Annotated in this window: 11 protein-coding genes; 10 read left to right on the top strand and 1 reads right to left on the bottom strand. The window is 68.0% G+C overall.

Annotated elements, in window-relative coordinates:
- Window positions 1-6: 6 nt before the first annotated feature.
- Window positions 7-1098, bottom strand: coding sequence for an iron-sulfur cluster carrier protein ApbC (gene apbC / locus B1A74_RS04375; RefSeq protein ID WP_077243874.1), 1092 nt, complete (start codon window positions 1096-1098; stop codon window positions 7-9).
- A gap of 548 nt (window positions 1099-1646) precedes the next feature.
- On the opposite strand from apbC, the gene B1A74_RS04370 reads away from it, so the two are divergent.
- The 10 genes from B1A74_RS04370 (at window position 1647) to B1A74_RS04325 (ending at window position 12255) form a co-directional block, all read left to right on the top strand.
- Window positions 1647-2963 carry a hypothetical protein gene (locus tag B1A74_RS04370; RefSeq protein WP_077243873.1) on the top strand — a complete coding sequence of 439 codons (1317 nt, stop codon included), beginning with the start codon at window positions 1647-1649 and terminating at the stop codon, window positions 2961-2963.
- Between the two features lie 402 nt (window positions 2964-3365).
- Complete coding sequence (metG, locus tag B1A74_RS04365; RefSeq protein WP_077243872.1) at window positions 3366-5429, top strand: methionine--tRNA ligase; 2064 nt, start codon at window positions 3366-3368, stop codon at window positions 5427-5429.
- A gap of 79 nt (window positions 5430-5508) precedes the next feature.
- Window positions 5509-6132, top strand: coding sequence for a methylthioribulose 1-phosphate dehydratase (mtnB, locus tag B1A74_RS04360; RefSeq protein ID WP_018871177.1), 624 nt, complete (start codon window positions 5509-5511; stop codon window positions 6130-6132).
- Window positions 6129-6839: an HAD family hydrolase gene (locus B1A74_RS04355; RefSeq protein WP_077243871.1), complete on the top strand. Its 711-nt coding sequence runs from the start codon at window positions 6129-6131 to the stop codon at window positions 6837-6839. The genes mtnB and B1A74_RS04355 overlap by 4 nt, the downstream gene beginning before the upstream one ends.
- 104 nt (window positions 6840-6943) lie before the next feature.
- Window positions 6944-7522, top strand: a complete 579-nt coding sequence (gene rsxA / locus B1A74_RS04350) for an electron transport complex subunit RsxA (protein WP_077243870.1) — start codon at window positions 6944-6946, stop codon at window positions 7520-7522.
- A 1-nt stretch (window position 7523) separates the two neighbouring features.
- On the top strand, window positions 7524-8096 hold the full coding sequence (rsxB, locus tag B1A74_RS04345; protein WP_077243869.1) for an electron transport complex subunit RsxB: 573 nt from the start codon (window positions 7524-7526) through the stop codon (window positions 8094-8096).
- A 10-nt stretch (window positions 8097-8106) separates the two neighbouring features.
- The gene (gene rsxC / locus B1A74_RS04340; protein ID WP_077243868.1) at window positions 8107-9825 is read left to right on the top strand and encodes an electron transport complex subunit RsxC; all 1719 of its coding nucleotides are present in this window, start codon (window positions 8107-8109) and stop codon (window positions 9823-9825) included.
- Window positions 9825-10886: an electron transport complex subunit RsxD gene (gene rsxD, locus B1A74_RS04335; RefSeq protein WP_077243867.1), complete on the top strand. Its 1062-nt coding sequence runs from the start codon at window positions 9825-9827 to the stop codon at window positions 10884-10886. Before rsxC ends, rsxD begins: the two co-directional genes overlap by 1 nt.
- On the top strand, window positions 10883-11569 hold the full coding sequence (gene rsxG / locus B1A74_RS04330; RefSeq protein ID WP_077243866.1) for an electron transport complex subunit RsxG: 687 nt from the start codon (window positions 10883-10885) through the stop codon (window positions 11567-11569). The genes rsxD and rsxG overlap by 4 nt, the downstream gene beginning before the upstream one ends.
- On the top strand, window positions 11566-12255 hold the full coding sequence (locus tag B1A74_RS04325; protein ID WP_018946220.1) for an electron transport complex subunit E: 690 nt from the start codon (window positions 11566-11568) through the stop codon (window positions 12253-12255). Before rsxG ends, B1A74_RS04325 begins: the two co-directional genes overlap by 4 nt.
- The last annotated feature ends 142 nt before the right edge of the window (window positions 12256-12397 follow it).

Here is a 12397-nt window from a genome sequence, read left to right as displayed (position 1 = left end):
CGGTCATCAGTTGTTCTGGATGACGATGTTGGGGAACTTGGAGCTGTAGTCGCGTGCCTGCTCCGCCAGCTTGGCGCCGGTGCGCCGCGCGATCTCGCGATAGATCTCGGTGATGCGCCCGTCGGGGTCGGCGATCACGGTCGGCTCGCCCCCGTCGGCCTGCTCGCGGATGCGGATGTCCAGCGGCAGCGCGCCCAGCATGTCCACGCCGTACTCCTCGGACATGTTCTCCGCGCCGCCCTCGCCGAAGATGTGCTCCTCGTGACCGCACTTCGAGCAGATATGGATGCTCATGTTCTCGATGATGCCCAGCACCGGCACCTCGACCTTTTCGAACATGCGCAGGCCCTTGCGCGCATCCAGCAGGGCGATGTCCTGCGGGGTGGTCACGATCACCGAACCCGAAACCGGGATCTTCTGCGACAGGGTCAGCTGCACGTCGCCGGTGCCCGGCGGCAGGTCGATGATCAGGTAGTCCAGATCCTGCCAGTTGGTCTCGTTGAGCAGCTGTTCCAGCGCCTGGGTCACCATCGGACCGCGCCAGATCATGGGCGTGTCCTCGTCGATCAGGAAGCCGATGGACATCGCCTGCACCCCGTGGCGCTCCAGCGGTTCCATGTGCTTGCCGTCCTTGGACTCGGGCTTGTCCTTGATCCCCAGCATGCGCGGCTGTGAGGGGCCGTAGATGTCGGCGTCGAGGATACCGACCCGCGCGCCCTCGGCGGCCATGCCCAGCGCGAGGTTGACGGCGGTGGTGGACTTGCCCACCCCGCCCTTGCCCGAGGCCACGGCGATGATGTTCTTGATCCCGGACATCGGCTTGAGGCTCTTCTGCACCGCATGGGTCAGGACCTTGCAGCCGACGTTCACCTCGACCGCCGCGCTCCCGGCGACGCCGCTCACCGCCTGCTCCACCGCGGCGCGCAGCTCCTCGTGATAGCCCGAGGCGGCGTAGCCGAGCTCGATATCCACCACGACCCGCGAGCCGTCGATGCGGATATCCTTCACCTGGTTGGCGGACACCAGGTCGGTTTCGAGGTACTTGTCCTGCACCTGCTTCAGGGCGGATTCGATCTGCTCGCGCGAGAGTTCAGCCATGGTTGCCCGGTTTCCGTTGATTGGGAGTGTGATCGCGCGATTCTACTGCCCGCAGACCGGGACGCCAATGACTGCACGCCACGGCCGACTTTCGGCGTCCCCGGATCCGGGCCGAGAGGAGGCCTGTCAAGGCCCCAGCCCGACAGATTGTCCGATTTGTGCACATCCGCGGCGATCGGCCACCCCGGCGGGACAGGATAGCGAAAACAGCCGGAAAGACACTCGACAAAACTTTTTCAAGTCCCTGTTTATGAATAGTTTTTAAAAAGTTGGTCGTTTTTTGACCAATCTGAGGCAAAGCCCCGTCTGACAAGGCTTGCGGACAAATGCCACGGGTTTTCCCACAGAGTTATCCACAGGTTCTGTGGACAGTCACGGGGCTTGACACCCGTCACCCGATAGCTCCAGCAATGTGACCCGGCCGGCAGAACCCGCCCGCCGTGCATGCCGCGCCGTGCATCCCCCGGCCAAAGCCCTTAATGTAGAATCTCGCGCGGCGCGCATCCGAATGCGACGTCGGCAGCCAGCGGTACGGAAACGGACAAACAATGCTCAAGCAAGTCGCCATCGGCGGTGCGGTCCTGGTGCTTGCCGGACTGGGTTACCACCAGTACGAAATCGGTCAGATCGAGGGCAGCCTCGACGATCTCGCGGCCGAGCTGCGCCCCCTGGGCGAGCTGGACTATTCCCGGGTGCGCATCGGCGTGAACGGCCACCTGCATGTGGAAGGGCTCCGTTTCGATCCGCACGCCCTCCCCGGGAGGCTGCAGGCCGAGCGGATCAGCCTGGAGAGCGAAAGCATCCCGGAGCTCCTGCGCCTGCGCCGGACCCTGGCGCGTGACCGTCTGCCGCGGGCCCTGGGCGTCTCGGTGCACCAGCTCCGGATCCCCGCGACATGGTCGCGCGCGAACGCGAACGCCCCCCTGGCCCGTTTTTTCACGCGCCTGGATACCGCCGGCTGCGCCGCCCTTGCCGACAGCGATCACACCCGCGTTCTCGACCGTCTGGGCCTGGATCGTCCGCCGGTCGACCTTGCGCTGTCCTACCGTATCGAGGGCAGCGGCGAGCGGATGGAGCTGCGCAGCGAACACCACGCCGGCGGGCTCGGTATCTTCCACACCCGGATGGAACTGGAACCCCGGGCGGGCACGCGCAATCTGGACCGCCTGGCCCCAGCGCTGCTGGAGGCACCGATGCGCGAGCTGACCTTCGAATACCGCGATGCGGGCTATTATGCCTCCCTCCAGGACTTGTGTATCCGCGAAAGCGGCATGGCGGCAGAACCCTGGCGCGAGCACCACATGGGCGAATGGCTGCAGGTATGGGCCGATGCCGGACTGCAGCCGGGGCCGATCCTGACGCATGGCTACCGCGAATTCATCGCGAACCCCGAGTCCGTCGAGATCCGGGTGGGGCGCGTGCGCGAGCCGCTGCGGGAGACACGGGGCATGGATTCTCCGGTGCAACTACTGGATCAGCTCGACCTGCGCCTTACGGTCAACGGCGAGCGCATCGGCCCCGTGGACCTGCACACGGGGAACTTTGTCGGCCTGCCCGAGGAGGACCAACCCGCCCCCGAGCAGGATCCGACGGCCGCGGAGACGGCAACCCTCCCCGCACCCGATTCCGGGACTGAAACCGCGCTCGCACCGGGCGCCCCGACGGGCGGAATCCTCGCCTGGGAAGCCCTGCCGGGGCATGTCGACCGATACGCCATCGTGATTACCGAACGCGGGCACCGTCGCCCGGGCCGACTGCTGGAGGCGGGCGACGATCACCTGCGCCTGCGCCAGCGACTGCATGGCGGGTTCATCGTGATTCGGCTGCAGCGTGACGAAATCCGCGAGGTCCGTGCCGCCCGCTGACACACTGTATCCTGCGCGGTTTTGCACAGACCGGCACGCCCCGGGCAGAGTCGGCAGCCGGGCACGCATCACGGCCGGATACGACACGCGAAAAAATTGCAAGTTTTTGTTTCGACGGGATTTTATTCAGGGTGGTTAATATTTGCCCAATCTGATGCAAGCCACGCACTGACAAGGGTTTGGCTCGCCTGCCACGGTTTTTCCCACAGAGTTGTCCACAGGTTCTGTGGACAACGGCCGGCTTGACCGGCACCGGGAAATGGATTAAGCCGGCCTCCTCGTCCGTTCCGGCGGCTCGACATCCCGCCGGCCACACCGGACAATATCCGTTTCCGGATCACCCGCCGGCTGCACCGTCCGTGGCCGGACACCCGCGACCCGACACCACAGATCCCGAGGCCCATGACCGACACGCCGCGCAAGATCCTCGTCACCAGTGCCCTGCCCTATGCCAACGGGCCGATCCACCTGGGCCATCTGGTGGAGTACATCCAGACCGACATCTGGGTCCGTTTCCAGCGCGCCCGCGGCCACGAGGTGGTGTACGTCTGCGCGGACGATGCCCATGGCACGCCCATCATGCTCAAGGCGCGCGCCGAGGGCATCGAACCCGAGACCCTGATCGAGCGCGTCCGCGAGGAGCACGAGGCGGATTTCGCCGAGTTCCACATCGGCTTCGACCACTACCATTCCACGCATTCGGCGGAGAACCGCGAACTGGCCGGCGAGATCTACCGCGCCCTGCGCGACGCCGGCCACATCGCCACCCGCACCATCGATCAGGCCTATGACCCCGAGGCCGGGATGTTCCTGCCGGACCGCTTCGTGAAGGGCCGCTGCCCGAAATGTGGGGCCGAGGACCAGTACGGCGACTCCTGCGAGACCTGCGGCGCGACCTACAGCCCGATGGAGCTGCAGGAGCCGGTGTCGGCCATCAGCGGGGTCACCCCCGAGTCGCGCGAGTCGGAACATTTCTTCTTCCGCCTGGCCGACTTCGAGGCCTTTCTGCGCGAATGGACGGGCTCCGGACGCCTGCAGGACGCGATCCGCAACAAGCTGGAAGAATGGTTCGAGGCCGGCCTGAGCGACTGGGACATCTCCCGCGACGAGCCCTACTTCGGCTTCGAGATCCCCGAGGCGCCGGGCAAGTACTTCTACGTGTGGCTGGATGCGCCCATCGGCTACATGGCGAGCTTTCGCGCCTGGGCGCGCGAACACGGCGAGGACTTCGGCGCCTGGTGGCGGCCGGATTCCGATGCCGAGCTGTACCACTTCATCGGCAAGGACATCGCCTACTTCCACACCCTGTTCTGGCCGGCCATGCTGCACGGTGCGGGCTATCGCACGCCCTCGGCGGTGTTCTGCCACGGCTTTCTGACCGTCAACGGTGCCAAGATGTCGAAGTCGCGCGGGACCTTCATCCGCGCCCGCGACTACCTCGACCATCTGAACCCCGAGGCCCTGCGCTACTACCTCGCCGCCAAGCTGGGTGACGGGGTCGACGACCTCGACCTCAATCTCGACGACTTCATCCAGCGGGTAAACTCCGACCTGGTCGGCAAGGTGGTCAACATCGCCAGCCGCTGCGCGGGCTTCATCACCAAGCGCTTCGACGGCCAGCTGGCCGCCGAACTGCCGCACCCCGGCCTGCACCAGGCGTTCGTCGACGAGGGCGAGGCGATCGCCGCGGCCTACGAGAACCGCGAATTCGCCCAGGCCATGCGCCGCATCATGGCGCTGGCCGACCAGGCCAACCAGTACATCGACGAGGCCCGGCCCTGGGTGCTGGCGAAGGAACCCGGACGCGAGGCCGAGGTGCAGGCCATCAACACCCAGGGGCTGGATCTGTTCCGCATCCTGATCGTCTACCTCGCACCGGTGCTGCCGAAGCTGGCGGACGAAGCGGCGGCCTTCCTGCGCGAGGACGACCTCTCCTGGGCCGGGCGCACCCGGGCCTTCACCGGCCGTTCGATCGACCGCTTCAAGCCCTTGATGACCCGCATCGAAGGGAGCACGGTGGAGAGCCTGCTGGAGGCCTCGAAGGCGTCGCTGGGCGGTGGCGAGGCCGCGGCAAACGAGGCGGCAAACGGGGCGGCGACCGGAGCCGCGGAACCGGACCCGGCGGTGGAGCCGATCGCCGACACCATCGACTTCGACACCTTCGCGCAGGTCGACCTGCGGGTCGCCCGCATCGAGGTCGCGGAACACGTGGAGGGCGCGGACAAGCTGCTGCGCCTGGAACTGAACATTGGCAGCGAACGCCGCCAGGTCTTCGCCGGCATCAAGTCGGCCTATGCCCCCGAGGACCTGGTCGGCCGCCACACCGTGATGGTCGCCAACCTCGCCCCGCGCAAGATGCGCTTCGGCGTTTCCGAGGGGATGGTGCTGGCCGCCGGACCGGGTGGCGACGAACTCCGGATCCTGAGCCCCGACGACGGGGCCCGGCCCGGCATGCGTGTCAAGTGATCCGCATGCCGGTGATGCGGGTCATGGATTTGCATCCGGTGCTCGCGTAAGCTGCCCGCCTTTTGCCAACAAGGGACGCATGGAAAACAGTCTCGAATTCAAGGCCCAGGTGAGCCTGCTCGCCGATGCCGGTGCCCGTCTCGCGGCACGCGGCTGGCTGCCGGCCCGCGCCGGGCACTTTTCCGCGCGCCTGGACGACCGCCATATCGTGGTCTCCGCTCCCGGGCGACAGAAGGACATGCTCGACGAGAACGACTTCATCATCGTCGATCTCGACGGCAATCTGCTGTCCCCGGCGGAGCGCACGCCGTCGCCGGAGACCTTCCTGCACATCATCATGTACCGCCGCGACAAGGACCTGGGCGCGGTCCTGCATACCCATTCGGCCAATGCCACGGTGCTCTCGCGCCAGCTGCCGGGCGGGCTGCATCTGAGCGACTACGAGGTCCTGCGTGAACTGCCGGTGGTGCAGTACCCCGCCGAAGGCATCGACGTACCGGTGTTTGCCAACGACCCGAACGTGCAGCAGCTGGCCGCGCAGGTCGATGACCGCATGAGCCGACAGCCGGATCTGGCCGGCTATCTGATCGCCGGGCACGGCCTGTACACCTGGAGCCACACCGTGGAAACCGCGATCCAGCGGGTCGAGGCCTTCGAGTTCATGTTCGAGTGCGAGATCCTCGCGCGCCAGCTGCACCCATGACCCCGGCACCCCAGGCAATCGTGCTCGCCTTCGAGGGCGTGCTGGCCCCGGCGGACGTCCTGGCCGAGACCCTGGAGCCACGCGCCCGCGAGGAACTGGGCCCGTTCCTCGAGCAGCACGCCGATGACCCGCTGGTGAAGCGTACCCTCGCCGACCTGCGGGCCTATGCCGGGCGCGACCTGGACGACGCCGAGCTGCGCGTGCGCATCGACAGCTGGATGCGCGCAGGGCAGGACATCAGCCCGCTGCGCCAGCTGCAGGGCCTGATCTGGACCGAGATCCTGGAACAGGGCGGCCTGCGCCCCGAACTGGATGCGGACACGGTGGCGGCACTGAACCGCCTGGTCGACGCCGGAATCGCGCTGTACAGCTTTGGCGCCACCCCGGTCACCACCCAGCGCGAGTGGCTGCGGCGTGGCCCGGACCGCAACTTCGAGGCCCGCCTGGCGGGCTACTTCGATACCCGCCTGGGCGGACGCCGCGACGCCGGCAGCTTCGGGCGCCTGGTCGCCGAGACCGGGCTGCAGGCGGACCAGGTTCTGGTGCTGTCGCCGGACCGCCGGCAGCTGGATGCCGCGCGCCAGGGCTGGCTCCGGACCGCCCGCCCGGCGCCGGAGCCCGACGCCGGCCATGCGGATCCGGACGGGGAGCCGCACCCTGCCCTGAGCCTGAACGCCCTGGCCGAACGCTGGGGAACCGCCGCCTGACCACCCGGCCATGACCGTGGCCGGGGCAGGGTTGAGGTGCCATCCACGGGGGTCGATACTATGTTGTTGACCCTGTTACTCGGAAATTGCGGGCGGGAGCCGACTTGGAATACCTCCTGATCCTCATCAGCACGATCCTGGTGAACAACTTTGTCCTGGTGAAATTCCTGGGGCTGTGTCCGTTCATGGGGGTCTCGCGCAAGGTCGAGACGGCCACCGGCATGGGCCTGGCCACGACCTTCGTGCTGACGCTGTCGGCAGTAGCCTCCTACGTCATCAACGAATTCGTCCTCGCCCCGCTGGACCTGGAATATCTGCGCACCATCGCGTTCATCCTGGTGATCGCGGCCGTGGTCCAGTTCACCGAGCTGGTGGTGCGCAAGACCTCGCCGCTGCTGTACAACGTGCTGGGGATCTTCCTGCCGCTGATCACCACCAACTGCGCGGTGCTGGGCGTGGCCCTGCTGAACGTGCAGGAGGCGCACAACTTCGTCGAATCGGCGTTGTACGGCTTCGGCGCCGCGGTCGGCTTCTCGCTGGTGCTGATCCTGTTCTCGGCGATCCGCGAACGCATCGCGGTCGCCGACGTGCCGGTGGCGTTTCGCGGCAGCGCGATCGCGATGATCACCGCGGGCCTGATGTCGCTGGGCTTCATGGGCTTCTCCGGGCTGGTAACCACCTGACATGGACATCCTGATCGCCATACTCGCCATCACCGCGCTGGCCGCCCTGTTCGGCCTGGTGCTCGGCTATGCCGCGCAGCGCTTCCGCGTGGAGAGCAACCCGGTGGTGGACCAGATCGACGCGCTGCTGCCGCAGACCCAGTGCGGACAGTGCTCCTACCCCGGCTGCCGGCCCTACGCCGAGGCCATCGCCGCCGGCGAGGCCGACATCAACCGCTGCCCGCCCGGCGGGCAGGCCACGGTGGAGGCCCTGGCCGATCTGCTCGACCGCGACCCCAAGGCACTGGAAGAGGAAGAACAGGAAAAAGCCGTCGCGGTCATCGACGAGAACATCTGCATCGGCTGCACCCTGTGCATCCAGGCCTGTCCGGTGGATGCCATCGTGGGCGCCGCCAAACAGATGCACACCGTCATCGAGGAAGAATGTACCGGCTGCGAGCTGTGCATCGAACCCTGCCCCGTGGACTGCATCTACATGGTGCCGGTGGAGACCGACATCAGCGAATGGGGCTGGTCGGAACCCGAACCCTCGCCCATCGAACGGCCGCGCGACGCACCGCGGGCCTCCGCCTGATACCGCAACCATGCAGCTGCACCGTTTTCATGGCGGCCTGAAACTGGCCGACAACACGGAAGCAAGCACTGCCGAGCCGGTGCTGACCATGGGCGTGCCCGAACGCCTGACGGTGCCACTGTGCCAGCACATCGGCGATCCCACCGAGCCCTGCGTGCAGGTCGGCGACCGCGTGACCAAGGGCCAGCGCATCGGTCAGGCCGCCGGCTACATCGCGGCCCATGTGCACGCCCCCACCTCGGGCGTGGTGGAGGACATCGGTCACTATCCGGTCCCCCACCCCTCGGGCCTGTCCGCCCCCTGCGTGGTGATCCGCACCGACGGTCGCGACGAATGGGGCGACACCCGCATGGAGCCATGGCTGGACTGGGACACCCGCGACAGCCGCCGGTTGCGCGAGCGCATCCGCGAGGCGGGCGTGGTGGGCCTGGGCGGGGCGGCGTTCCCCACCGCGGTCAAGCTCAACCCGCGTGCCGGGCAGAACATCCACACCCTGATCGTCAACGGCGCCGAGTGCGAGCCCTGGATCAGCGCCGACGACATGCTGATGCGCACCGCGCCCGAGGCGGTCTTCGAAGGCATCCGCATCGTCGCCCACCTGCTGGGCGTGGAGCGCATCCTGTTTGCGGTGGAAGACAGCATGCCGGAGGCCATGCGCGCCCTGACCGAGAACACGCCGGCGGAACTGGCCGACCGCCTCGAGCTGGTCTCCATCCCCGCCATCTACCCCACCGGCGGGGAGCGCCAGCTGATCCAGGTCCTGACCGGCCGCGAGGTCCCCAGCGGCGGGCTGCCCGCCGACCTGGGCATGGTCTGTCACAACCCGGGGACCTTCCGCGCGATCTGCGACGCGGTGATCCAGGGTCGGCCGCTGGTCTCGCGCATGGTCACCGTCACCGGCCCCGGGGTGCACAGGCCGCGCAACGTCAACGCGCTGATCGGCACGCCGTTTGCCGAACTGGTGGCCGCGGCCGGCGGCTACGACGCCGAGGTCGACCGCCTGGTGATGGGCGGGCCGATGATGGGCTTCGCGGTGCACGACGACGCCCTGCCGGTGATCAAGGGCACCAACTGCCTGCTGGCCACACGTCCGCAGGACACGCCCTCCCCTGGCCCGCGCATGCCCTGCATCCGCTGCGGCGAATGCGCGGCGGTGTGCCCCGCCCGGCTGCTGCCGCAGCAGCTGTACTGGCAGGCGAAGGCCAAGGACTTCGACGCCATCCAGGACTACGGCCTGTTCGACTGCATCGAATGCGGCTGCTGCGCGCATGTCTGCCCCAGCAACATCCCGCTGGTGCAGTACTACCGCTACGCCAAGCACGAGATCTGGACCCGCGAGAAGGAACGCCAGAAGTCGGACGTGGCGCGCGAGCGCTACGAGTTCCGTCAGGCCCGGCTGGAACGCGAGGAACGCGAAAAGGCCGAGAAGCTGGCGAAGAAGAAGGCCGCGGTGAAGAACAAGGAAGGCCAGGACGACGACAAGCAGGCCGCCATCCAGGCGGCGCTGGAACGCTCGCGCGCACGCAAGGCGGCGCGCAAGGGCCAGGCGGACGCCACCGATTCTTCCGCCGGCTCCACCGGGGAGGCTCCCGAGGCCGACTCCCCCACCCCCGGCGACACCGGCACGGGAACCGAACCCGCGGAGACCGGCGAGCCCGGCCGCTCCGAAGACACGGGTCAGGCGGATACCACGAACGCCACGGATGACAGTCAGGAGCACGGACGCTGATGCGCTTTCGCACCGAATCCTCACCGCACATCATCCCGCGCCATTCAGTGGGCGGGGTCATGCAGCAGGTCCTGCTGGCCCTGATCCCCGGCACCCTCGCGATGACCTGGTTCTTCGGCTGGGGCGTGCTGATCAACGTCGCCCTGGCGGTGGGATTCGCGGTGGCCCTGGAAGCGGCCATGGTCGCCCTGCGCCGGCGCCCGGTAGGGCCCACCCTGGCGGACAACTCGGCGATCGTGACCGGCTGGCTGTTCGCCCTGGCCATCCCGCCGCTGGCGCCGTTCTGGGTCACCCTGATCGGCATCGCGTTCGCCATCGTGGTCGCCAAGCACCTGTATGGCGGACTGGGCTACAACCCGTTCAACCCGGCGATGGTCGGCTATGTGGTGGTGCTGGTCTCGTTCCCGCGCGAGATGGCGCTGTGGCCGGCCCCGGAGACCCTGCCGCAGATGCCGCTGGGGCTCTGGCAGAGCGTGCAGACGGTGCTCACCGGCAGCCTGCCGGCCGGCATGGAATGGGATGCCATCACGCGCGCCACACCGCTGGACGCCCTGCGCGAGGGACTGGTGTCCGGGCGCACGGTCTCCGAGGTCACCGCCAGCCCGGTGTTCGGCAGCTTCACCGAGACCGGCTGGGAATGGATCGGCAACTTCTTCCTGCTGGGCGGGCTGTACCTGCTGTTCCGCCGCGTGATCCGTTGGGAGATACCGCTGGCGTTGATCCTCGGCGTGGCCATCCCCGCCGGGTTCTTCTGGATCCTGGATCCGGACGCCCACGCCTCGCCGGCGTTCCACGTGTTCAGCGGAGCGGTGATCCTGGGTGCGTTCTTCATCGCCACCGATCCGGTCTCGGCGGCCACCACCAAGCTGGGGCGCATCCTCTACGGCGCCGGCATTGGCCTGCTGATCTACGTGATCCGCACCTGGGGCGGCTACCCCGACGCTGTGGCCTTCGCCGTGCTGCTGATGAACATGGTCGCACCCACCCTGGACCACTTTACCCGGCCGCGCATCTACGGCCATTCGCGCGGAGGCGGGCCACCGCCGGGGGCCGGGCCGTGACCGGGCTCAAGCCGCGCGACATCGCGATCACCACCGCGCTGCTGGCCGCCTTCGCCGGGGCCGGTACCGGTCTGGTCGCGCTGGTGCAGAGCGGGACCGAGGCGCGCATCGAGGCCAACCGGATGGAGGTCAACCGCCAGCGCATCGCCGATCTGCTGGGCGAGCTGGACTACGTCAACGAGCCGGTGAAAGACACCACCGTCCTGTCCCACGAAAAGCTCAGCGGCGCGAAGCTGCCGGCCTGGTTCGCACGCGATGCCGACGACGCGGTAATCGGCATCGTGCTGTCCGCGATTGCCCCCGACGGCTACAGCGGCGACATCCATCTGCTGGTCGGAATCGACCGCGAGGGCGAACTGCTGGGCGTGCGGGTCTCGGAACACCGCGAGACGCCCGGACTGGGGGACGCCATCGAGGCCGGACGCTCCGACTGGATCCACGCGTTCGAGGGCCGCCGCCTGGGCGATCCACCACGCGACGAATGGACCGTGCGCCGCGACGGCGGCGCCTTCGACCAGTTCACCGGCGCCACCATCACCCCGCGCGCGGTGGTGCATGCGGTGCGCCGGTCACTGGAGTACTTTGAAGCCCATCGCGAGGAACTGCTGGCGACCGAACCCGGCGAGGGAGCGGCCGTGACCGAACCGCTCACGCCCGACGATGATCAGGAGACAACGCCATGAGCACGCCCGCCGACATCATCCGTGACGGTCTGTGGCACAACAATCCGGGCCTGGTGCAGCTGCTGGGGCTGTGCCCGCTGCTGGCGATCTCCGGCACGGTGGTCAACGCCGTGGGGCTGGGCATCGCCACCACCCTGACCCTGCTGCTCTCCAACGTGATCGTGTCGCTGATCCGCGAGCACGTGCGCTCGGAGATCCGCATCCCGGTCTACGTGCTGATCATCGCCTCCATCGTGACCGCGATCGAACTGGCGATGAATGCCTGGTTCCACGGCCTGTTCCTGATCCTCGGGATCTTCATCCCGCTGATCGTGACCAATTGCGCGATCATCGGCCGCGCCGAGGCCTTCGCCTCGCGCAACTCGGTCCCGCGCGCCGCGCTCGACGGGCTGATGATGGGGCTGGGCTTCACCGGCGTGCTGATCGCGCTGGGCGGCCTGCGCGAGCTGCTGGGTCAGGGCACGCTGTTCGCCGACTTCCACCTGCTGCTGGGCGAATGGGGGCATGCCCTGCGGATCGAGTTCTTCCCCGAGGAACACGGCTTCCTGCTGGCGCTGCTGCCGCCCGGTGCGTTCCTCGCCATGGGCCTGCTGATCGCGGTCAAGAACTGGATCGATGCGGCCATGGAGAGCGGCCCCGAACCCGCCGAAGACGCCGCGGCGGAGCCCGGGCCTTCCGCCGGCTAGGGCCGGGTCGGCTGCGCCGGGTCGGCCAGGGGCTGGCCTCCTACGACGGACGGAACCCTGCCCCCCGGCAGGAGGCCGGCCCTCCGGCCGATTGTGCGTCCGGGCAATCTCCTGCGCCGGGTCGGCTCCTGCGCCGGATCGG

This window comes from Thioalkalivibrio halophilus (assembly GCF_001995255.1).
Classification (GTDB): Bacteria; Pseudomonadota; Gammaproteobacteria; order Ectothiorhodospirales; family Ectothiorhodospiraceae; genus Thioalkalivibrio; species Thioalkalivibrio halophilus.
This window is presented reverse-complemented; position numbering and strand designations above follow the sequence as displayed.

Excerpts from the sequence above, each read along its gene's own strand:
- rsxD (WP_077243867.1), top strand. The coding sequence starts at position 9,825 with ATGCGCTTTCGCACCGAATCCTCACCGCACATCATCCCGCGCCATTCA.
- mtnB (WP_018871177.1), top strand. The coding sequence starts at position 5,509 with ATGGAAAACAGTCTCGAATTCAAGGCCCAGGTGAGCCTGCTCGCCGAT.
- rsxC (WP_077243868.1), top strand. The coding sequence starts at position 8,107 with ATGCAGCTGCACCGTTTTCATGGCGGCCTGAAACTGGCCGACAACACG.
- B1A74_RS04370 (WP_077243873.1), top strand. The coding sequence starts at position 1,647 with ATGCTCAAGCAAGTCGCCATCGGCGGTGCGGTCCTGGTGCTTGCCGGA.
- rsxB (WP_077243869.1), top strand. The coding sequence starts at position 7,524 with ATGGACATCCTGATCGCCATACTCGCCATCACCGCGCTGGCCGCCCTG.
- B1A74_RS04355 (WP_077243871.1), top strand. The coding sequence starts at position 6,129 with ATGACCCCGGCACCCCAGGCAATCGTGCTCGCCTTCGAGGGCGTGCTG.
- B1A74_RS04325 (WP_018946220.1), top strand. The coding sequence starts at position 11,566 with ATGAGCACGCCCGCCGACATCATCCGTGACGGTCTGTGGCACAACAAT.
- apbC (WP_077243874.1), bottom strand. The coding sequence starts at position 1,098 with ATGGCTGAACTCTCGCGCGAGCAGATCGAATCCGCCCTGAAGCAGGTG.
- metG (WP_077243872.1), top strand. The coding sequence starts at position 3,366 with ATGACCGACACGCCGCGCAAGATCCTCGTCACCAGTGCCCTGCCCTAT.